Source organism: Autumnicola psychrophila (assembly GCF_031846645.1).
GTDB lineage: Bacteria > Bacteroidota > Bacteroidia > Flavobacteriales > Flavobacteriaceae > Autumnicola > Autumnicola psychrophila.
The window spans coordinates 203,956-227,425 of the sequence record NZ_JAVRHN010000004.1 but is presented as its reverse complement, the minus strand read 5'-3'; the positions used below and the strand labels follow the sequence as shown (position 1 = coordinate 227,425).

At 35.0% G+C, this 23,470-nt stretch carries 19 protein-coding genes; all 19 read left to right on the top strand.

Annotation, left to right across the window (positions count from 1 at the left end):
* Positions 1-955: 955 nt before the first annotated feature.
* The 19 genes from RM541_RS06815 to RM541_RS06725 all read left to right on the top strand — a co-directional run bounded on the left by RM541_RS06815 (position 956) and on the right by RM541_RS06725 (position 23,466).
* Positions 956-1,954 carry a mannose-1-phosphate guanylyltransferase gene (locus RM541_RS06815; RefSeq protein ID WP_311499472.1) on the top strand — a complete coding sequence of 333 codons (999 nt, stop codon included), beginning with the start codon at positions 956-958 and terminating at the stop codon, positions 1,952-1,954.
* A gap of 59 nt (positions 1,955-2,013) precedes the next feature.
* Positions 2,014-2,964 (top strand): UDP-glucuronic acid decarboxylase family protein, encoded by a 951-nt coding sequence (locus tag RM541_RS06810; RefSeq protein ID WP_311499471.1) that lies wholly within the window; start codon positions 2,014-2,016, stop codon positions 2,962-2,964.
* Between the two features lie 48 nt (positions 2,965-3,012).
* On the top strand, positions 3,013-3,789 hold the full coding sequence (locus tag RM541_RS06805) for a glycosyltransferase family 2 protein (RefSeq protein ID WP_311499470.1): 777 nt from the start codon (positions 3,013-3,015) through the stop codon (positions 3,787-3,789).
* Positions 3,790-3,909: 120 nt separating this feature from the next.
* Positions 3,910-4,893, top strand: coding sequence for an exostosin domain-containing protein (locus RM541_RS06800; protein ID WP_311499469.1), 984 nt, complete (start codon positions 3,910-3,912; stop codon positions 4,891-4,893).
* Positions 4,894-4,916: 23 nt separating this feature from the next.
* Entirely contained in the window at positions 4,917-6,029 is a 1,113-nt protein-coding gene (gmd, locus tag RM541_RS06795) for a GDP-mannose 4,6-dehydratase (protein WP_311499468.1), read from the top strand.
* A 39-nt stretch (positions 6,030-6,068) separates the two neighbouring features.
* On the top strand, positions 6,069-7,199 hold the full coding sequence (locus RM541_RS06790; RefSeq protein WP_311499467.1) for a GDP-L-fucose synthase family protein: 1,131 nt from the start codon (positions 6,069-6,071) through the stop codon (positions 7,197-7,199).
* Between the two features lie 49 nt (positions 7,200-7,248).
* On the top strand, positions 7,249-8,595 hold the full coding sequence (locus tag RM541_RS06785) for an undecaprenyl-phosphate glucose phosphotransferase (protein ID WP_311499466.1): 1,347 nt from the start codon (positions 7,249-7,251) through the stop codon (positions 8,593-8,595).
* 114 nt (positions 8,596-8,709) lie between these two features.
* Positions 8,710-9,483: a polysaccharide biosynthesis/export family protein gene (locus tag RM541_RS06780; RefSeq protein WP_311499465.1), complete on the top strand. Its 774-nt coding sequence runs from the start codon at positions 8,710-8,712 to the stop codon at positions 9,481-9,483.
* A gap of 11 nt (positions 9,484-9,494) precedes the next feature.
* The gene (locus RM541_RS06775) at positions 9,495-11,786 is read left to right on the top strand and encodes a GumC family protein (protein ID WP_311499464.1); all 2,292 of its coding nucleotides are present in this window, start codon (positions 9,495-9,497) and stop codon (positions 11,784-11,786) included.
* Between the two features lie 33 nt (positions 11,787-11,819).
* Complete coding sequence (locus RM541_RS06770; RefSeq protein ID WP_311499463.1) at positions 11,820-13,103, top strand: lipopolysaccharide biosynthesis protein; 1,284 nt, start codon at positions 11,820-11,822, stop codon at positions 13,101-13,103.
* 227 nt (positions 13,104-13,330) lie between these two features.
* Positions 13,331-14,992, top strand: a complete 1,662-nt coding sequence (locus RM541_RS06765; protein ID WP_311499462.1) for a carbamoyltransferase family protein — start codon at positions 13,331-13,333, stop codon at positions 14,990-14,992.
* A gap of 31 nt (positions 14,993-15,023) precedes the next feature.
* Positions 15,024-16,145: a glycosyltransferase family protein gene (locus RM541_RS06760; RefSeq protein ID WP_311499461.1), complete on the top strand. Its 1,122-nt coding sequence runs from the start codon at positions 15,024-15,026 to the stop codon at positions 16,143-16,145.
* Between the two features lie 20 nt (positions 16,146-16,165).
* Complete coding sequence (locus RM541_RS06755; protein WP_311499460.1) at positions 16,166-17,404, top strand: glycosyltransferase family 4 protein; 1,239 nt, start codon at positions 16,166-16,168, stop codon at positions 17,402-17,404.
* Between the two features lie 9 nt (positions 17,405-17,413).
* Entirely contained in the window at positions 17,414-18,784 is a 1,371-nt protein-coding gene (locus tag RM541_RS06750) for a hypothetical protein (protein ID WP_311499459.1), read from the top strand.
* Positions 18,777-19,964 carry a glycosyltransferase family 4 protein gene (locus RM541_RS06745; RefSeq protein WP_311499458.1) on the top strand — a complete coding sequence of 396 codons (1,188 nt, stop codon included), beginning with the start codon at positions 18,777-18,779 and terminating at the stop codon, positions 19,962-19,964. The genes RM541_RS06750 and RM541_RS06745 overlap by 8 nt, the downstream gene beginning before the upstream one ends.
* Entirely contained in the window at positions 19,964-21,169 is a 1,206-nt protein-coding gene (locus tag RM541_RS06740) for a glycosyltransferase (protein WP_311499457.1), read from the top strand. The genes RM541_RS06745 and RM541_RS06740 overlap by 1 nt, the downstream gene beginning before the upstream one ends.
* On the top strand, positions 21,159-22,094 hold the full coding sequence (locus RM541_RS06735; protein WP_311499456.1) for a hypothetical protein: 936 nt from the start codon (positions 21,159-21,161) through the stop codon (positions 22,092-22,094). The genes RM541_RS06740 and RM541_RS06735 overlap by 11 nt, the downstream gene beginning before the upstream one ends.
* Positions 22,094-22,651 carry an LbetaH domain-containing protein gene (locus RM541_RS06730; RefSeq protein WP_311499455.1) on the top strand — a complete coding sequence of 186 codons (558 nt, stop codon included), beginning with the start codon at positions 22,094-22,096 and terminating at the stop codon, positions 22,649-22,651. Before RM541_RS06735 ends, RM541_RS06730 begins: the two co-directional genes overlap by 1 nt.
* The gene (locus tag RM541_RS06725; RefSeq protein WP_311499454.1) at positions 22,648-23,466 is read left to right on the top strand and encodes a glycosyltransferase family 2 protein; all 819 of its coding nucleotides are present in this window, start codon (positions 22,648-22,650) and stop codon (positions 23,464-23,466) included. Before RM541_RS06730 ends, RM541_RS06725 begins: the two co-directional genes overlap by 4 nt.
* Positions 23,467-23,470: the final 4 nt, after the last annotated feature.

Genomic DNA, 23,470 nt, shown 5'->3' with positions numbered 1-23,470 from the left:
TAGCAACCAGGAAAAATATCTTGAGAGAAGTTTCAATGTTTGTTGCATACCTTCACTTTTAAATTTGCACATAATTATTTATGGGCTACTATATGTTGTATGGTAAGTTCTAAAATTTCACTTAGATCAAATTCTTTCCTGTGCTTGATTTAAGATAAGGTGGATGTCATGATATAAGTAAGAAATATTTTAGATTTCCTATGGGGAATTACAAAATAAATCGATTTTCGGAAGATTTTCTACCTTAAAAGGGCCTCTGCCAAATTTAAAATTATCAAGAACAAATAAAGAAAAACGATTCTCTTTCTGTGTTGGGTTTGAAGGAATTTGCGTTTTTAAGAATAAATGTTAATTTTTTACAGGTAACTCATGGATAAAAAAGCACCTTTTGTCGAAGGGTATATTTACGGATGAAGTCTTAGAAGCAAAAATCCATCTGTAGAACGTAATCTTTCGGGTTTTAACATTTTGCTATTCTATTTTTATTAACAGTATAAGAGAGAATATAATTGAATTATCTATAATAAAAACCTTTATATATTAAATTTAATTCATACATTCTCCTCTTGATGTTGTTTTTATCCTGTTCTTAATTTTGGGTCTTATAAAATTTAACAGTGTTAAAATGCCTGCCTAAGGAAAAATTTCTAATCTTAGTAGGGAAGAAAATGCAAACATTTTAAACCCCAAAAATGGTTTTCTTTATTCCCTATTTTTAAGATAATCCCCACACAGCAATTTTATATGTAAGACCAAATTGGGACTTACAACGGCGAAGCCATAAAAATTTGTTAATTATGTTTTTTCTCTCATGGCGATTAAGTTATGGGCTTCTAATCTCAATATCGAAAACTGTTGCTCCTGTCAGTTAATAAATCTTGGTACTTGTAAACCTTTGACACCTGAAAAAATGTTATCCATTATTAAAATCTATTAGGTCAAATCTTAAAACATTATGAAAGAAGTTTCGCATGTAATTTTAACCGGAGGAATCGGGAGTAGATTGTGGCCTCTATCCCGCCAATCCAAGCCTAAACAATATCTTGAAATTTTTTCAGAGAAATCTTTATTTGAAATGGCGATCGAAAGAAATAGACTTTTTTCAAAACAATTAATTATAGTTGGAAATAGGAGTAATCAAGAGCTTTCAAAAAAAATACTAAGAAAATTAGATTTAAATAATTTTTTAAACATTGTTGAGTCGACTCCACGCAATACTGCACCGGCAATCGCTTTTGCTGCTCTTTCCGCAGATCCTGAGGACATCCTACTGGTAACCCCGGCAGATCATATTATAGAGGAAGGTGAAAACTATACTACAGCTGTTCAGAAAGCTATAGAGCTTGCTGAAAAAGACTTTTTAGTAACATTTGGAGTACAGCCGGCTGTCCCCGAAACAGGATATGGTTATATAGAATTTAATGATGATAAAGTACTTTCTTTTCGAGAAAAACCAGATAAGCAGAGTGCAGAATCCTTTCTAAAGGCAGGAAATTTTTTATGGAATAGTGGAATGTTTTGCTTTAAAGCTGGTGTTTACCTTAATGAACTACAAAAATTTGCTCCCGAAGTATATCACTTATCTTTCCAAGCCTGGCAGGCGGCCGAAGAAGGTTATCTTGATTTTGATGTTTCTAGAAATATTCCTTCGATAAGCGTTGATTACGCAGTAATGGAAAAAAGCGACAGGATAAAAGTAGTTCCTGCCAATTTTAAATGGAGCGATATGGGATCCTTTGAGGCCGTTTATGAATATTTTAAGTCTCAAGGATATACTACCGATTCGAATGCCAATATGCAGCTTGGAGAAATTAAACCGACTTTTTTTGTGGGATTAAATAACTGTATTCTAATTTCTACCAAAGATGCGAATTTAGTAGTATCAAAAGAAGCCTCTCAGGATGTAAAAATGATTTATTCTTATTTGGAGCAAAATTATCCAGAGTTAATATAATAAGGAAAAATGTTGAGATTTGAAAACTCTTATGTATTCTTCATTTAAAAAATAATAATATGAAAAGAATTTTAGTAACGGGAGGTGCCGGATTTATAGGTTCTCATCTTTGTAAGAGATTACTGGATGAAGGTAACGAAGTCATTTGTCTGGACAATTACTTTACCGGAAGTAAAGAAAATATAGTTCCTTTATTAGATAATCCCTATTTTGAAGCTATTCGACATGATGTGACTATTCCTTTTATGATTGAAGTAGACGAAATTTATAACTTAGCATGTCCGGCCTCCCCTGTACATTATCAGTATAATTCCATTAAAACTATAAAGACATCTGTAATGGGAGCAATAAATATGTTGGGTTTGGCGAAGAGAGTAAAGGCAAAAGTTTTGCAGGCTAGTACTAGTGAAGTTTACGGCGATCCTGAAGTTCATCCTCAGCCTGAAAGTTATTGGGGCAATGTAAATCCAATTGGTCCTCGTTCCTGTTATGACGAAGGGAAAAGATGTGCTGAGACCCTTTTTATGGATTATCACCATCAAAATAATGTTGATGTGAAGATTGTCCGCATTTTTAATACCTACGGCCCCAACATGAATCCTGACGATGGTCGTGTAGTGTCGAATTTTATTGTTCAGGCATTAAAAGGAGAAGACATTACAATATTTGGTGACGGCAAACAGACCAGATCTTTTCAATATGTAGATGACCTGGTTGAAGGTATGACAAGAATGATGGCTACTAAAAATTTCACTGGACCCGTAAACATTGGCAATCAAAATGAATTTACCATGTTGGAGTTAGCGGAAAATATATTGGAAATCACAGGATCATCTTCCTTATTAGTTTATAAAGATTTACCTCGTGACGATCCTAAACAGAGGCAACCCGATATTTCTTTAGCTAAAAAACACCTGAATAGTTGGGAGCCATCGATTGAATTAAGAGAGGGGTTACTCAAAACGGTTGAATACTTTGAAGCTTTGCTAAGGCAAAAAATTGCGGTGTAAAACTATTTTTTATAAAATATTATCTGGAAATAGATCATTAATAATATTATGAAAGTTTCAATTTTAACTGTTGTTTATAACAATGCAGACGTTATTTCGGGATGTATTGAATCAATATTGAACCAATCCTACTCCAATATTGAGTATATAGTTATTGACGGTGGATCAACAGATGGAACTCAACAAAAAATTGAACCTTATAGAAAGAAATTAGCGTATTATGTCTCTGAAAAAGATTCCGGTATATATAATGCTTTTAATAAGGGTATTCAGCAAGCAACTGGAGATATTATAGGTATTGTAAATTCTGATGATTTTTTGTTTGAGCAGGATACGGTAAAAAAATTGGTGAGAAACTTCCAAGAATTCGAAGCAGATCTCGTGTATGGCAAAGGGATGTACGTTAGCCAAAAGGATGTAACTCAAGTTAAAAGAATATATCCCTCTAATCCATTTAAGAAAAGTTATTTAATTTTCGGATGGATACCACTTCATCCAACAATTTATGTGCGCAGAGAAGTTTATGAGAAAAATGGTCTTTATGATCAAAATTATACTATTGCAAGTGATTATGATATTTCTCTTCGGTGGTTTAAAAATGATAATATTAAAAAGGTTTTTGTAGATGAGTGGATAGTAAAAATGCGACTTGGAGGTAAGAGTACTACAGCAAGTTTACAAAAGAAGAAGTCGACAGAGGATCTTGAAATTATAAAAAAACATAATTTATTGGGATACTTTACACTAGCTTTTAAAATTGGTAGAAAAATACCTCATTATTTAATTCCGCAATTTATAACTATTAGACCTGCTAGCAAAAAATAGAATTTAAAGGTTAAGACAGACGATAATTTTGATAATCTTTTTACCATTTGCGATTCAAAATTTATTGAAAAAATATTTCTTTATCGTGTTTTTCGGTAATTTTTAAATGGTAGGATTTATATGAAATTGTTTTTAACATCAGCATACCCATATAACGCAGAAACGAATTTTGCTGTTCAATGGCTAAAAGAATCTGCAAGACTCGACCCTTATAAGATCCATTCGCTATGTGATAATCCCAAAAGTGCAGACATTATCTTGTTTGTTGAGCATCACCCAGATAATGATCCTTATTTTTTTAAGGTCTTTAATTCACCACTATATAAAAAGTATAGAGAAAAATGTTTTCTATATCACGACAGGGACTGGGTTATACCTCTATTACGAGGGATTTTTCCCTCTATAGGAAGAAATCTTTTCGCGAGAAACAGGACTGCATCTGGACATTATATTGCCCGAATTTGTAGAAACGAAGCGATCCGATATGAGCCTGAAGAAATTCCGCATGAATATCTTTTCTCTTTTGTAGGATCTAGTGCTACGCACCACGTAAGAAAAGAAATTTTAAATATTGATCATATCAGTTGTTATCTGAAGGATACATCTGGAAAAAATTCATGGATGCTTAATCCTAAAGAAAAATTAATGTTTGAAAAGAGCTATGCGGACATTATGAAAAAAAGTCTTTTTATAATATGTCCTCGTGGTTTTGGGCCTTCCACATATAGATTGTTTGAAAGCATGGAGATGGGCAGAGCTCCAGTAATTATATCTGACGATTGGGTACCTATTGATGGACCTGCCTGGCAAGAGTTCTCAATACACTTGCCGGAAGAAAAGATAGATCAACTCCCGAAGATACTTGAAAAAAAGAAAGGAGAAGCACGAGAAATGGGCTGTAAAGCAAGGTTAGCTTGGGAAAATTGGTTTTCTAAAGAGGTGAGTTTCCATCGTTTTGCGGAGACTTTAAACAGGTTACAACAAAATGAAGTGAAAAGAATGAGCTTTAAAAATTGGATTATTTATTTGCAGTTTCTTCACCCTTTTCATTTCAGAAACTTGTTGAGATATCGGAAACAGGTTGACTTCACCAGAAAAAATTAGAAAAAATTTAGTCATACACATTTATGAAAATAGCTTTTATTACAGGTATAACAGGACAGGACGGAGCATATTTAAGCGAATTCCTCTTGAAGAAAGGATATATTGTCCATGGTCTTAAAAGAAGGGCTTCTCTCTTTAATACTGACAGGGTTGATCATTTATATCAGGATCCGCATGTAGAAGATAGAAATTTTGTCCTTCATTATGGGGATATGACCGATAGTACAAATCTCATCAGACTCATTCAAAAAATACAGCCCGATGAAATATACAATCTTGCCGCAATGAGTCATGTGCAGGTTTCTTTTGAAATACCAGAATATACGGGTAATGCTGATGGACTTGGCACGCTCCGGATTCTTGATGCTGTTCGATTATTGGGACTTGAAAAAAAAACAAAAGTTTACCAGGCATCAACTTCCGAACTATACGGACAAGTACAGGAAACACCTCAAACAGAAAGAACACCTTTTTACCCAAGGAGCCCTTATGCAGTAGCTAAAATGTATGCCTACTGGATTACTGTTAATTATAGAGAGGCGTATGGAATGTTCGCTTGTAATGGTATCTTATTTAATCATGAGTCTCCTATACGAGGAGAAACTTTCGTAACCCGGAAAATAACACGGGCCGCTGCCCGCATTGCTTTAGGGCTTCAGGATAAAATTTACCTTGGAAATCTGGACGCTCAACGTGATTGGGGACATGCCAAGGATTACGTACGAATGATGTGGATGATTCTTCAGGCAGATGAGCCTGAAGATTGGGTAATAGCTACGGGGAAAACTACTACTGTAAGAGATTTTGTAAAAATGGCCTTTAATGAGGTGGGAATAGATTTAGAATTTTTAGGAGAAGGTGTTAATGAAAGAGCAGTTGTAAAATCCTGCGCGAATCCCGAAATTAAGGTTAAAAAAGGGAAGGAAGTTTTGGCAGTAGATCCTAAATACTTTCGGCCTACTGAAGTGGAACTTTTAATAGGCGATGCCACCAAAGCTAATACGAAATTAGGTTGGATTCCAGAATATGATTTACAGGACCTGGTGAAGGAGATGATGGAAAGTGATCTTCAGCTTATGCAAAAAGATCAACATATACAGAAAGGGGGTTATAAGATCTTCAATTATTATGAATAGGTAAAAATCTTCTATCTAAGCTCTAGAAGTAAGAAATAAATGCAAAAAGAATCTAAAATTTTTATAGCTGGACATCAGGGTCTTGTAGGCAGCGCGATTAAACGGAATCTGGAGAAAAGGGGACACACCAATATTATTACACGCACTCGTGAGGAATTGGACTTAACGGAAGCAGATGCAGTGAATGCCTTTTTTTCCAATGAAAAACCCACATACGTTTTTTTGGCAGCGGCAAAAGTGGGAGGAATCGTGGCGAATAATAAATACAGAGCAGATTTTATTTACGAGAATCTAATGATTCAGAATCAGGTAATTCATCAAAGCTATATACACAATGTTAAAAAACTGTTGTTTTTAGGAAGTACCTGTATCTATCCAAAAGATTGTCCACAACCTATGATAGAGGAAAATTTATTAACCGGTCCTCTGGAATTTACCAATGAGCCCTATGCTATAGCTAAAATTGCAGGTTTGAAAATGTGTGAAAGTTATAATATTCAGTACGGCACCAATTTCATCTCTGTTATGCCTACAAATCTTTACGGACCTAACGATAACTTTAATCTTGAAACATCTCATGTCCTTCCGGCTCTGATTAGGAAAATACACCTTGGCAAAGCCTTACAAGAGGAGAATTGGGAGGTGATTAGAGAAGATCTTGATCAGCGTCCGTTGGAAACAATTTCAGGGCAGAGTACCCAGGAAGAGATTTATACAGTTTTGAGAAAATATGGAGTTTATAGAGAACCATCTGCGGGCTCTCAAAATGTGAGAGTAAAAATTTGGGGTACAGGAAATGCAATGCGAGAATTCCTTTGGAGTGAAGATATGGCAGAAGCCTGTGTTTTTATTATGAAAAATGTCAATTTTCAGGATGTCATTTCTATTGCTAGAAAAAGCGGTTCTTCCACTTTTGATGAACCACTTAGAAACACTCATTTAAATATAGGAACCGGTAAAGATATATCTATTAAAGAACTGGCCTATTTGGTAAAAAACACCTTAGCTGCTGAAATAGATCTTTTATTTGATGTCAAGAAGCCTGACGGTACAATGAAAAAGCTGACTGATCCAGCAAAACTTCATCAATTAGGATGGAAGCATAAAATTGAACTGGAAGAAGGAGTTAAGAAACTATACAAATGGTATTTGATGCCAGATGTCCTTTAAGAAATAGTGATTTACAATATTCTGTAAATCTGTAGTAATATTTTTAAAAATGCAAAAGTCAATATTCATTATTCCTTTGTCTATTTTTATTCATTTGGTAATAATAAATAGCTGTCTATATTTTTTCACACCGGAAATATATAAGGACTTTAGTAGTATTCTTTACTGTAATTTTTCCTGGTTATTGATCACTTACAGCCTCGATTTTTATCCTACGGGTAGAAAAGAGCGATTTATGACTAATTTCATGAAGATCCTGCAGTTGTACATAATATTTGGTCTTGCTTATTTTGCGTTATTTAGTTTTAAGGACTATCAGGTTTATTCGGATCCATATCGGGTGTACGTTTATTTGATCATTTGTTTGTTATTATTTCTATACAGGTGGTTGTTTTTCTGGATGAGAACCAGGTATAGGCTAGAGGGTGGGAATTTTGTAAATGTCGTAGTAATTGGTAGAGATAAGAATTTGAAGAAAATTAGAAAGGTTTTTGATGAACCCGATCTCGGTTACCGTTATATGGGATATTTTGATAACCAAGCTTCTAATAGTGAGACATACCTGGGTGCTATTCAAGATTCTTTCCAGTACGTAGTAGATAATCATGTTAACGAAATTTATTGTATGGTTTCTAAATTAACCCAGGAGGAATTAAAAACTCTGATTACTTTTGCGGATAACAATTTAAAAAAACTAAAAATAGTCCCGGACAATAAAGAAATTTTTTCTAGGGCCATGTCTATAGAGCTTTATGATAGTATTCCTGTTCTAAATATGAGGGGTTCACCTATGGATGGGGAATATGCACGTATCGTTAAAAGAACTTTTGATATAGTTTTTTCATCTCTCGTAATAATTCTTTTGCTGTCCTGGATAACACCAATTTTATATGTCCTCATTAAATTAGAATCTCCAGGCCCTTTATATTTTAAGCAAAAGCGTAATGGTGTAAATTGCAAAATTTTTTGGTGTCATAAATTTCGTTCTATGACAGTCAGTAGTGACGCTAATTCAGCTATGGCTACAAGGAATGATGTTAGGGTTACGAGAATTGGCAGAATATTACGGAAAACCAGTCTGGATGAATTGCCTCAATTCATTGATGTATTTTTAGGGCATATGAGTGTTGTGGGTCCCCGCCCTCATATGCAGCAACATACCTCCCAATACGGTACAACCGTAGATAAATATTTGGTTAGACATTTGGTAAAGCCAGGAATAACTGGTCTTGCTCAAATCAAAGGGTATAGAGGAGAAATAATCAGAAAAGCAGATATTATCAACCGTGTTCGCCTGGATATATTTTATCTTGAAAAATGGTCTCTCCTACTGGATTTAAATATTATTTTTCAAACAGTTATTAATGCTCTGAAAGGAGAGGAAAAAGCCTATTAATTCATAGCGAGGTGATTCAGGAAGATCTCGAAACAATTCCTTAATAAACGAGAAGTTTACTTTAATATTGTATTTAATATAAAGAAAGCATATAAGCTAAATAACCATTACATTATGAAATTTAAAATATTCCTTCTACTATTAACCCCTATGTTTTTTTCCTGTGGATCACGGGACCTATCCTACTTTAATGATTTTGATTCCAAAACAGTTTATTCAGAAAAGATCACAAATAGAGCTAAAGAACCTGTTTTTCAAACTGGAGATTTATTAAGTATAACTGTAACAAGCCAAAACCCCAAAGCTGACGTTTTTTACAATAAGGGAGCGTTGACCAATTCTTTGGAAGCCTTAGATGCGGGGGGCAAAGCTACTACCACAGATGAAGGATATCTTGTGGACAGGGACGGAAACATCGAATTTCCTTCCTTAGGGAATGTGCAATTGGCAGGGCTTACTAAGAGACAGGCAAAGGAGAAGTTGAGTGAAATGCTTACCCAATATTTAACAGAGCCTATTGTAAACATAAGATATTTGAATTTTAAAGTAACTGTAATAGGCGAAGTTACAAATCCTTCTACTTTTAATGTTCCCGGAGAAAGAATCAATATTATTCAGGCTTTGGGGATGGCGGGGGACATGACTGTTTTTGGCAAAAGGGAAAATGTTTTGATCATCCAGGAAACTGATGATACACGGCACTTGGTAAGGGTAAACTTGAACGATAAAGAATTGCTTAATTCCCCTTATTTTTACCTTCAGCCCAATGATGTTATTTACGTAGAACCAGTTACAACTAAAAAAGAACAGGCCAGCATGGTCAGGAATAACATTTCTCTAGTACTGTCGGTAGTATCGCTGGTTTCCATTCTTTTATTGAGAAGTTAATTTTATTTAATATGGCGTATCAAAACAGCAACAATAAAGACTTAAAAAAGACCATCTCTGGTTATTTGAAATATTGGTATATATTTCTTGCTTCTGTCGCTTTATTTGTAGTACTAGCTTACCTTTTTATTAGGTATGAAACAATACCTGAATACCGTGTATCTACCGTCATTTTAGTACAGGATAAGGATAAAGGTTCTGCAACCTCGGATTTGGAATCTTTCAGCGACCTAGGTTTGATTAAGTCTACAAGAAATGTGGAAGACGAAATTGGGATTTTAAAGTCTTCATCTATCATGGAAAAAGTCTTAAGAAACCTCTCTATGGGTGTCACCTATTATGCTCAGGGGAGTATTGACGATGTGAACCTTTATTCCGAAAACATTCCTATTTCTGTAGAAATATTGGACTCGACCACGATTAAAAATTATTATCCAGTGGTAATTACTTTAAAAAACGATGAAGAAGTTGGAATTAAGATATCGGAAAGTGAATCTGATTTTAGTTTCTATAATTTTAATGATACTATAAATAAGCCTTACGGTAGTTTCCGGATAGTAAAAAAGGTTCAAAAACCTACAGAGTTTATGGAAGGCGATATTGTTTTTCAGTTTACTGATGTTAATTTATTGGCTTCAGATTTAGCTGAAAAGCTTGCTGTCGATCCTGTAAATGAACGTGGCGGCTTGTTGGAGTTAAGCCTGTTAGATCCAATCCCACAAAGAGGAAAAGCTATTTTAAATGAATTGATTAGCGTATATGAGCAGGAGGGAATTAACTACCGTAATCAGCTGGCTCTTAAAACTATATCTATGATAGATGAAAGGCTACAGTTGATCACAGGCGAACTTACCGATGTGGAAAAGAACGTTGAGCAATTTAAGCAGGAAAATGATCTTACCAATGTAAGTTCAGATGCTGAAATGTACATACAGCAGGCAACTGAATACAATAGCCAGTTAGCCGATTTTGAGACCCAAATTGCTGTACTCAATTCCATTGAAAATTATTTAAGAGGATCTAATGCAGAAAATACTATGGTGCCAAGTTCCTTGAACATTCAGGATCCTACATTAGTAGGGCTTATCTCACGATTTAATGATCTCCAGTTACAAAAGCGCCGTATGCTGGAAACTACTCCTGCCGGGAATCCACTGGTAGTGGATATTCAAAGGCAGCTTACTACCCTAAGGAGTAACATTCTTGAAAACTTGAGTAATATTAAACAAGGTCTGAATATTACGAAAGATAATTTACAGTCCAACTCGTACCGTTTCCAGTCAAGGATTTCAAAAGTACCTACAGTGGAGCGGGGATTGACTGAAATTAATCGCCAACAAAGCACCAAACAAGGTTTGTATCTTTTTCTGCTTCAGAAACGGGAAGAAGAAGCCTTGTCTATAGCCGCACCTGTCTCCAATACAAGGATTGTAGATGAGCCAAAAGCGGGTGCGTTTCCGGTAAGCCCTAATAAAACATCTATATACTTAGGATCAGTCTTACTTGGATTGTTCCTGCCATTCTCTTTTGTCTACGTTAAAGATTTACTCGACGATAAAGTGCAAACCACCAAAGATATTGAAGAACTCACGAATACCCCAATCCTGGGTCAAATTGCTTTGGATGAGACCAATGAAAATATCGTTGCTAAAGAGAAGAGCAGTACACCAATTGCAGAATTGTTCCGTTTGATTCGGTTTAACCTGAAATTTATTACCACTGGAAATGAAAATAAGGTAATATTAGTTACTTCAGGAGACAAAGGTGAAGGGAAAACATTCTTTTCTACCAATCTTGGGGTAAGCCTGGCATCTTCGGGTAGTAAGGTGGTGGTTCTCAGTTTTGACTTGCGGGCACCAAAATTAATGTCCTACATAGGAATGTCAGACGAATTTGGAATTACAGATTATCTTGTAAATGATAATATCGAGGTTCAGGATTTATTTCTTTCGCACGCAGATCTTGAAAATATCACCTTCATCGGATCGGGGCGTATTCCTCCCAACGCAGGGGAAATTATGTTACATGATAAAATTGGAGTTATGATTAGGGAGTTGAGGACGCTATTTGATTATGTGATCATTGATACTGCCCCGGTTGGAAAAGTAGCCGATATTTTTGCTTTGGGACCCTTCGCTGATGCTACCTTATATATTGTTAGGAGCAACCGTTCAAAAAAGGATAGTTTAAAAGAAATTGATCAAATTTACAGAGGTGATAAATTAAAGAACCCAATGATCGTATTAAACGGTGTAAATATAAAAGATAGTTATGGCTATTATGGCGAAAGGAAACGTAGATAAATTGAAAGGAGGTTACCTCAGAAAATATTCCTATTGGAAATAAAAAAACTCTTAACAAAGGAACTTGTAACACCCATAGCACAGGTTTTTGGATCTCAGATGTTGGGAAAAGCGGTGGGTTTTATTGTCAGTATACTTCTGATTAGAGAACTTTCAAAAGAGGATTATGCGATATATACTGTACTCATTACAATTCAGGGAATGCTTATTCCTCTTTGTAACTCAGCTATATTTATAGGTTTTAAAAAAATAGGTGGTACAGTGTGGCAAGACTCTGCAAAAATGTCAAATCTTATTAAAACCACCAATAGTATCGCCCCATATATAACTGGATTAGCATATTTTTTGGTTAGTACTTATGCGGGATATATTCTTTATGAACAGGAAATTTCCTGGATAAGGATCCTTGGATTTTTATTTATTATTCTAATAGTAATCCTTCCTGAGGTAAAAACTGCATTCCTCAGATCTGCACTTTTATTAAGGAATAAAGTGGCTCCTGTACAGGTTTCAGAATTAGTTGGTCATTTTACGAGGGCAATTGGAATCCTGGCATTGCTATTTCTGCTGGATAGAAGTTATATTATTATAGCTATTTTTATTATTACTGCTCTCAGCGGTTGGCTAACCTTGTTTTATGTGGAAAAAAAAGCTAAACAAGAAGGAATTTCTAAAATAGCTGAAATAAATGATAGCTATAGGAAGACACTAATAAATTATATAAAACTTAACTGGCACAATTCCGCTTTTTTTGCATTTAAGGGACAAATTTCAATCTTTCTGATTGGAATTTTTGGTACCACTACATCATTGGCTGACATTGGTGCTCTGACGAGGTTTTCTTTAATATTCATGATTGCAACAGCTATTTTCAATAATATTTTTGCTCCTGATTTTGGTAAGACTAAGGATACTTCTAAATTGAAAAGAATGTTTTTGTTATCGCTAGGTGGAGCGCTTCTCATTTCGTCCGCAACCACTCTATTTGTTTATTTTTTTCCGGAACCATTTTTATGGATTTTAGGGGACAATTACCACAATCTCTCTCATGAATTATTTTTGACTTTCGTAAGTGCTTCATTAGGATTTATTCTTAATATCGTTTATTCTCTAAACCTATATAAAGCCTGGATTCGTTTCACACCATTGTTAGAAATTCCATCAGATATTATTGCGATCATCTTAGGATTATTTTTATTTGATATTTCATCCTTAAAAGGAGTTTTATACCTGGGCATTTTCACGGCAAGTATTAACTTGATTTTACATTTATCGAATGCTTTTTATGGAATTAAATTCAATAATAAGGTATCATAAGGAGAGCAACTATAACGTTTCGGAAGCCATTGAGAAAGAGGATAGAGTTCTAGAGAAAGTTAATAAATGATAAACATTGGTGCACATCAATTTTAATTAAAACAAGACATCTATAAGACCTTTTCTAAAGTAGTTTAGTGAAAAACCTGAGCCTTCGAAGTCTTTTAAAATAAATGGCAAATAACAAGTAGAATAGAAAAAGAATAAAAAACAAATCTTTAAGTTATATGATCACAATCGGTGTAAACTATATTGGAGGTCCTGGGCACGATTCTGCGGCAGCTATTGCTGTGGATGGTAAATTGGAATTTGCAATTGCTGAGGAACGCTTAACCAGAAATAAACAGGATGCTTCCTTTCCCATCCAGGCCATTCAAGCTTGCCTTGACTATAAAAAAATAATGATTGAAGAAGTTGATGAATTAGTGTTCGGATGGCCGGAGCTTAAAGAACATTATGCTAACAGCTTAAAGCTTAATATGATGGGTAAACTCCATGAAAATATCCCTATGCAGGCCCTAAATTATTTTAGGAGTTTAACAACTAGAAATGTAAAGAATTTGCTGGATTCCTATGGTATAAAACCAAAAAAGATTACTCATATAGATCACCACTTAGCTCATGCATGGAGCGTCGCTCCTTTTTTAGCGGCAGAAGATTCTCTTATTTTTATTATTGATGGAAGAGGAATTAAAGAGAGCACGACGGTTTATTTAAAAAAAGGAATGAAACTGGAAATGATTGAAAGGATTAATTTTCCAAATTCCTTAGGAGTATATTATGCTGAAATGACCTCTATGTGTGGCTTCAGAAAATACTCAGATGAATGGAAAGTAATGGGTCTGGCTCCCTTCGGTAAAAATTCATTTGATCTATCGCATTTGCTTCATACAGATAATGGAATTCACCATGTTAATCATAAAACTCTTCTAAATGTAGAAAAATTAGAATTAGACGGCAAAACGATTACGAGACCTGAAAACGACGAAGTAGCTATTAATGATGAAGATCTCCGGGATCTTGCACATTCAGCTCAGGATCAGTACGAAAAAGCTCTTTGCAAATTAGTCAAATTTTATACGGACAAATTCGGTATAAAATCTATTGGTATGGCTGGAGGTGTGGGACTTAATTGTAAGGCAAATGGATTTTTAATGCGTGAGCTGTCACTGGAAGAATTTTTTATTCAACCGGCTGCTACAGATGATGGAACTGCTATTGGTGCAGCACTTTATCCTTTTATGGAAAATGGCACTCTTAAAAAATCTGTCTTTTATCCTTACTTAGGAAAAGAATATTCAGATGAAGTCATAGAAGCAACTTTAAAAAAATATCGATTAAACTATACCAAGATCAAAGAAGTAGAAGCAGATGCAGCACAGGAGCTTGCAAATAATAAGATTATTGGTTGGTTTCAGGGTAGGGACGAGTTTGGACCAAGAGCATTAGGAAATAGAAGTATTATTTCAAACCCCGGAACTTCGGAAATGAAAGATAAAGTAAACGAAGTAGTCAAATATAGAGAGGGCTGGAGACCTTTCGCTCCATCCATGCTCCAGGAAGAAGCAAATAAATTTTTACAAAACATCAAATCTTCACCTTATATGATCCTAACAGATTATGCAAAAGAAGAAAACGCTGCTAAAATTCCTGCAGTAGTTCATGTTGACGGTACCATGCGGCCACAGACGGTTGAGAAGGAAATGAATACGCGGTATTGGAATTTGATTAACGAATTTTATAAAATATCGGGAATCCCTGTGGTAATGAATACTTCTTTTAATTTAAAGGGTGAACCCAATGTTTGTCATCCCACAGATGCGGTAAGAACTTTCTTTACTTCGGGGTTGGAAGTTCTATATTTAGGTAACTATAAGGTACAAAAGTAGGAATCACAAATTTTAATTGATCAAGATATAAATGAAAATACTTTTTGTTTGTGGCTCTATGGAACCGGGTAAGGATGGGGTAGGAGACTATACAAGGAGGTTGGCTATTCAATTAAAAAAAAAGAATTATACTACTGCGATTTTGGCTATAGATGATCGTTATATAAATCAGCCTGTTTTACAGAAGCAATGTTCCGATAAATCGAGCATTGAAGTTTTTAGAATACCATATAATTATACTATAGCAGATGCAAGGCAATGGATATTAAATTTTGGTGCTGAGATTTATAGCTTACAGTATGTGCCGTATTCCTTTGCAGATCGTGGAATACATCTAGGTTTAAGTAATAAGCTCCTAAAAATTTCCAGAAACGGGAAATGGCATGTCATGCTGCATGAATTATGGATTGGGATGGAAAGCAGGAAATCTAAAAAGGAGAAACTAATCGGATATTTTCAAAAAAGAATGATAAATAATTTTTTGAAGAATCTGCAACCGTTCATCATCACCACACAAACTGAATTGTATAGTATATCTTTAAAAAACTTAGGCTACAAAGTTTTCAAGCTTCCTTTGTTTAGTAACGTTCCAATAAAACTTGACATGCAGATTGAATGCTCAGAACGGGAATCGGGAAATATTGAGAATATTAAATTCATTGTTTTTGGAATGATCCAGAGGGAATCTCTTATCAAACAATTCACTTCACAAATTGTAGAATACCAAAAAAAACATAAAAAGCAATTTGAATTAATCATAGTTGGTCAGGAACATGAGGAACAGAAAAAATGGTTTAAATTATGGAAGATGAATAACCTCAAAGTAAAGTTATTAGGAAGTCGAAATACTGAGGAAATCTCGAAACTTATGCATTCAGCTCATTTAGGATTGTCCACAACACCACTTCCTAAAATAGAAAAAAGCGGTTCGGTTGCTGCGATGCGTGAGCACGGCTTAAAAGTTATATGCTTAAGTGCGGATAATAGAGTCGCACAAGCAGCGGATATTGATTCTAAGGTGGAAAACATTTATGAATTCTTGAATATTACTCTTGAGGAAATTTTGAAAAATGGAATTGATAAAACTAAGGTCTTTTCAGGAATAGACGACATTATCACTAAGTTTCAGAAACTAATTACTACAGAACAATAATTTTTAAACCTTGAGACCATATGCTTATTATTTCACATCCAACAAGTAACCAATTTAATCGGGCCTTGGTTAATTCTATCGCTGATCAAGGTTTACTAACTGAATTTCATACTACATTGGCGTCCTTTCCGGGAAACCTTTTGGATCGTTTAAGCAAACTGCCCTTTCTGTCTGAAATTGAGCGAAGAAATTTTGATCCTAAACTTGAAGAATTTACTAAAAGCAATCCGCTACTCGAAATGGGCAGAATGGCTTCAACAAAATTTAATATTCATCAATTAACAGCACATGAAAGTGGTTTTTTTAGCGTTGACTCTGTTTATGAGAAACAAGATAAAATTGTAAAAAAAAGGCTAAAAGAATATCTTAACAATGAAATAAAAGCTGTGTATGCCTATGAAGATGGTGCTTTGCATTCTTTTCGACTAGCCAAAAATATAGGGATCAAAAGATTTTATGATCTACCTATTGGATATTGGCGAGCATCACGAGATTTACTTAATATTGAAAAGGAAAAATGGCCAGAATATGCTATGACCCTCACAGGCTTAAAGGACTCTGATTTAAAATTGAATAAGAAAGATGAAGAGCTTGAACTTGCGCAACATATTTTCGTTGCCAGCACATTCACAAAAAATACTCTCGATAAATATCCTGGAAAATTGGCACAAATTAACGTGATACCTTACGGATTCCCGCCAGTAGCTATAAATAGGAAATATAGTACTCCCAGTTCTAATAAATTGCGAGTTCTTTTCGTTGGAGGTCTTTCGCAGCGCAAAGGGATCGCCTATGTTTTCGAAGCAGTTGAAAAACTTAAAAATGATATTGCCTTAACTGTAATAGGAATGAAGGCTTCAAATTCTTGTAAAAAGTTGGATGAAGAACTTAAAAAACATACTTGGATTCCCACCTTGTCACATCAAAAGGTTCTGGAAGCAATGAGGAATCATGATATTCTTGTTTTTCCTTCTCTTTTTGAAGGTTTTGGAATGGTGATCACTGAAGCCATGTCTCAGGGTACACCTGTTATTACAACTGATAGAACTGCAGGTCCAGATCTCATCAAGGATGGAGAAAATGGCTGGATCATTAAGAGTAGTTCAACAAGTTCTTTAGTTTGTAAATTAGAGGAAATATTATTGGATCCGACCCTTTGTGAAAGAGTGGGAAAAAAAGCTCTGGAAACAGCCAGAAAGCGTCCCTGGGAGGTTTATGGTAACGAATTAACAAGTGCGATCAAAAGTTATTTGAATTAGTCATATCTTATGCCACAGAAAAATATCTATTCTGTTGAAAAAGTACCAGAGTCGTTTCTGAAGAATAATAATTTGAATAAAAGCATAACAGTAGAATCTAGTTCGGTTTGGTTAAAGAGGGGAGTATGGCTGTATTTTTTATTACTTATTTTTGAAGGAGCTTTAAGGAAATGGATTTTACCAGGACTTTCAGCACCACTACTGGTGGTGAGAGATCCATTAGCAATTCTTATTATAGCCAGCGCATGGAATAAAAATTTACTTCCTCCTAATAAGTACATGTCTTCCATGATCGTGGTTTGTGTAATTGCGACCATTACTGCATTAACAATTGGTCACGGCAGTATATCGGTGGCGGCTTATGGAGCTAGGATACTGCTTATTCATTTTCCCTTAATATTTGCCATTGGGGAAATTTTCTCCAGAGGAGACGTTGTGAAAATTGGAAAAGTAATGTTATGGATTTCAATTCCTGTTGTTATTCTTACTGCAATGCAATTTTACAGCCCGCAAAGTTCTTGGGTGAATAGGGGTGTAGGTGGTGATATGGAAGGTTCTGGTTTTAGCGGAGCATTGGGCTTTTTCAGGCCTTCTGGAACTTTTTCTTTTACCACAGGGAATACTCTTTTTTTTAGTTTTCTGGCTTGCTTCGTATTATTTTTTTGGGTGAGCAACGAAAAGGTAAATAAAATTATTTTGATTGCTGCAACTACCGCGTTATTGGCCTCCATCCCATTTTCTATAAGTAGAACCCTGTTTTTTTCCATTGTGGTAAGTTTATTTTTTACCCTTATCGCAGTATCCAGAGATCCCAAATATTTGGTTAGAATGCTTTTAGCTACAATTTTTCTTGTGCTTATGATAACTCTTTTGAGCCATACGGAATCTATAGGCACCGCTATAAATGCTTTTACCCATAGATTTGAAACCGCCGGGAAAATTGAAGGTGGTGTTGCCGGCTCCATTTTAAACAGATATTTGGGAGGATTGATTGATGCCATTACCAATACCGACAATCTCCCTTTTTTTGGTTTTGGAATTGGTATGGGAACTAATGCAGGAAGTGCTATGTTAACAGGGGATAGAGCGTTTTTGATCGCTGAAGAAGAATGGGGTAGGTTAATTGGAGAAATGGGAATCGCGCTGGGAATATTGACCATTTTAATCAGACTTGCTTTCAGTTTTAGTTTAACTTTAAAAAGTTATAAAAAAATAGAAAATGGTGACTTACTACCATGGATCTTACTAAGTTTTGCATTATTAATTATTCCGCAGGGTCAATGGGCACAGCCTACTGCACTTGGTTTCAGTACGCTCGTTGGAGGATTAATTTTAGCTATTGTAAGCACCAAAGAAAATCTTTTCCTGAGGAATGAATAGTGTAAAAATGAATGTTATTATTTTTGCTCACCCTAATTTTCTAGGCCACCAAAGCATGCCCAGATTTGCAAAAATGCTTACCGAGGGCTTTAAGGAGCGGGGCCATTGTGTTGAGGTATGGGCTCCAAAGGAAAAAATGAGAAAGTTTGGCAAATCTTCCTTTATTAGAAAATGGTTAGGATATATTGATCAGTACATATATTTTCCGATAGAGGTAAAGAATAAAATAAAAGATTTACCGGAGAATTCCTTATTTGTTTTTACTGATCATGCCCTGGGTCCCTGGGTTCCTTTAGTATCAAATAAACCTAATATAATCCATTGCCATGATTTTCTTGCCCAGTTTTCTGCCTTAGGTAAAATTAAAGAAAATAAAACTGGCTGGCCCGGAAGGCAATACCAAAAATATATTAGAAATGGATTCAAGCATGGCAGGAATTTTATTTCAGTTTCAAAGAAAACAAGAGAAGACTTACACCAATTTTTAAGGCAAGAGCCAAATATTTCAGAAGTAGTCTATAATGGACTAAATGGAGATTTTCAAATAGGAGACAAAAATGTGGCACGAAAGCAATTAGGGAGTTTTGCAAATTTAGATTTAAATAATGGCTACATTTTACACGTGGGAGGAAATCAGTGGTATAAGAACAGAAAAGGAGTCATTAAAATATATAATTCCTGGCGTGAAAAGTTTCAAAAAAAATTACCTCTTATTCTTATAGGTGAAACTCCTGATCTAGATCTAATAAATGAATCCAAGATATCCCGTTTTCAAGATTCCATTTTTTTTCTTGAAAAAGTTCCAGATGATTTGCTAATCGATGCGTATGTTGGTGCAAGTGTTTTTTTATTTCCATCTCTTGCAGAAGGTTTTGGATGGCCCATTGCAGAAGCTATGGCGTGTGGTTGCCCTGTAATTACAACAAATGAAGCACCAATGACAGAAGTGGCAAATGGAGAAGGTAAATTAATTGAGAAAATGCCACCTTCATCTGAGGCTATTTTAGCCTGGTCTGGCACTGCTGCAAAAACATTGCAGGATTTACTTCTCATGGACAAGAATGAAATGAAAAAATTAATAACTGGTGAAATAGAAAATGTAAAGAGGTTTCAACGAGATAAGGCTCTGGATAAAATCGAAAAGATTTATCAAAAAGTTCTGGAAAACAAAACAAATTAATGAGAATTTTACACGTCATTGCAAAAATGGATCCTGAATTGGGTGGAGTTTGTAAAGCTATAAGGACTATTACCAGGGTGGGTGCTGAGAATAATATTATTCATGAAGTTGTAAGTCTTGATGATCCTGATTCAGATTTTATTAAAACTGATCCTTTCAAGATTTACTCTTTGGGACCGGCAGAAAATATATGGAACTATAATAATGACTTAAATTTGTGGTTAAATAAAAATATTTTCCAATATAAACTCGTAATTGTTCATGGTCTTTGGTTATATCCTTCCTATGTAATACAGAAGATTTTTAAAAATAATAAAAAGACAATGCCTGCATATTATGTGATGCCACATGGAATGCTGGATCCATATTTTCAGAAAGCTGAAGGCAGAAAATTAAAGGCATACAGGAATTGGCTTTACTGGAAAATGATAGAAAATAAAACAGTTAGTAATGCCACCGGCTTGCTCTTTACCTGCGAAGAAGAAAAGGAACTTGCTTCAAAATCTTTTGAGCCGTATACCCCAAAAAAGGAAATAGTTATTGGCTTAGGTGTGGAAAGTCCTCCTGATTATGAAATAAGCATGGCTCATGCTTTTTATAAAATTTGTCCCGATGTCATAGATCATCCGTATATACTTTTTTTGAGCAGGATTAATGAAAAGAAAGGCTTGATAAATCTTTTAAAAGCCTATATCAAAATCCATGAGGAATCTAATTCCTCGAATAAACTACCCAAGCTTGTAATTGCCGGGCCCGGAATGGATTCCAACTATGGTATCGGCTTAAAGCATTTAATCAATGAACATCCGAAAATATCTAAAAAAGTTAAATTTGTCGGGATGATTAAAGATCGACAAAAGTGGGGTGCCTTTTATCATTCCCAGGCATTCATTCTCCCAAGCCATCAGGAGAATTTCGGAATTGCGATTGTAGAAGCTTTGGCCTGTTCTAAACCAGTATTAATATCAGATAAGGTGAACATATGGCGTGAAATTGAGGATGCAAATGCTGGAATTGTAGAAGATGATTCTGAAGAAGGTTGTTATAATTTACTAAAAAAATGGATTTCCAAAAGTACAAAGGAAAAAGAGAGCTACAGTCAAAATGCCTTGAAATGCTATTCGGAAAATTTTAATATGGCTGCATTTTCTGAAAATTGGAAAGAACTAATTAATAAAACAGATATATATTCCTTTGCAAACTAAAAAAGATATTTCATTTCCTATTGTTAGTCTCTATGGAACCAATTACCTTAATAATGGGTGGACACTAGAGTGTATGAAAAGTTGGAGTAATATATTGGATATTCCTTCAGAACATACCTTTATTTTGCCTCAGGAAAAACTGAATGAGGTTGAAGATAAGTGCTTTTCCAATCTTGATTTCAAGGTAATGGACCAAGAGGAAGTAATTAATGACTACCTTAGAAACTTTCCAGAAATTAAAAGTATAAGAGAAAAAGACGTAACCTGGAGAAAGATCATTGACACCACTATACTTTTTCCTGATGCACAAATAATTACGGTTATAGATACAGATGTTTTTATTAGAAACAAAGTAAAATTACCATTTGGAAATTTTGATATAATTTATATGCGGGAAGACATTCCAGCCTATCGTGCAAATTGGAAAATGGTATGGAAGCATAAAATGGTTCCAGCATTAAATGCCGGAATGGTTTTATTTGATCCAAAAATAATTGATTTCAATATTCTTGAAGAGATTATTGGTAAGTATATTAAAGATTGTAAAAATTTATGGTGGTCTGAACAGTCTGCATGGTCAGTTATCGCAGGAAAGACTATAAAAAGAGGTGTATTTTCAGGCGATCAGGTAAGGGTCACTTCAGCTATGAAGATCAGGAAACCTGAAGAAATGTTTGATAATGAGTATAAATATTTTGGGGGTAATAAAATGATTACTGAATATTTAGAATTTGAACCCTATTTAAAGGGAGGTTCGATTTTCCATTTCGCCGGACCTGGCAAGTACTTATTCCAACAAAGCTTACCCTACCTGAAATCCAGTGAAAAGGGTAATGTTCAAATTAAAGCTTATCAGGAAAATACTATGAGATTTTTAGATAAGGTTATAGTATCATCACGATTATTTTTAAAAGAACAGTTTTGATGCATAATCGGGATACTTTTTCAGGGCCTTCGTTTAGCCTTAAAAACAGGCTGGCCCGGATTGTATGGAATATTAGTTATTTTTTTCTCTTTAGATATACCCCCAATCCCCTTCATTCGTGGAGAGCTTTGGTTTTAAAGATATTTGGCGCTAAACTGGGTAAAGGAGTTCATGTTTATCCCGGTGTAAAAATTTGGGCTCCATGGAATCTTAATCTGGGTGATGAATGCGGAATTGCCAATGATGCTATTTTATATTCCCAGGGAAAAATTAGTATAGGTGCACGAACAGTAATTTCTCAAGGCGCCCATTTGGTGGCCGGTACTCACGATTATACAAAAAATGGCTTTCCTCTGATTACAAAACCCATCTTAATTGGTGATCATGTTTGGATTGCTGCGGAAGCATTTGTGCATCCTGGGGTCACTATTGGTGAAGGTACAGTGGTAGGAGCCAGATCTGTTGTATCCCTGGATTTACCTGAATGGAAAGTTTGTGTAGGATTTCCCTGTAAGGTGATTAAAGACCGCAAATTAGACAATATTTCGAATCTATGATTTCCACAATTATCTTAACCAAAAATGAGCAAAAAGATCTGCCGGCGTGTCTTGATGCGCTTGGTTGGTGTGACGACATTCATTTGCTGGACTCCGGTAGTACAGATGCTACCTTATCAATTGCTGAAAAATACCATGTACATATCGCAACGAACCCTTTTAAAAGTTTCGGTAAACAACGAAATTTTGCTCTGGAGAATTTACGTATAAAACATAATTGGGTTCTTTTTCTTGATGCTGATGAAATTTGTACTGAAGCATTTATTCAGGATGTTCAGAACAATATCAAACAGGCTCCGGAAAGTGTAGCCGGGTTTTACTGTTGCTGGAAAATGATGTTAGAAAATACCTGGTTAAAACATTGTGATAATTTTCCAAAATGGCAATTTAGAATTCTTAAAAAGGGAAGAGCTGCTTTTACAGATTTTGGCCATGGACAAAAAGAAGGGGATGTTGATGGTGAGATACGATATATCGAGGAACCCTATTTGCATTATGGCTTTTCTAAAGGTTGGTACCAATGGATGGAAAGACATAATAAATATTCAACACAGGAAGCACATGCCAGATTTTTAAGTAAACCACCTTTAAGAGATATTTTTGAATCCAATACAAGTAAGCGAAATCCGGCTCTTAAGAGCTGGTTGAGTAGAATGCCAGGCTGGCCACTTCTAAGATTTATTCATGCCTATTTTTTTAATCTGGGGTTTTTAGAAGGTAAACCAGGATTTATGTATTGCGCAAATATGTCTTATTACGAATTTCTAATCCAATTAAAAATGCGTGAATTAAAATTAAGTTCTCCTAAAGAATAGTTTT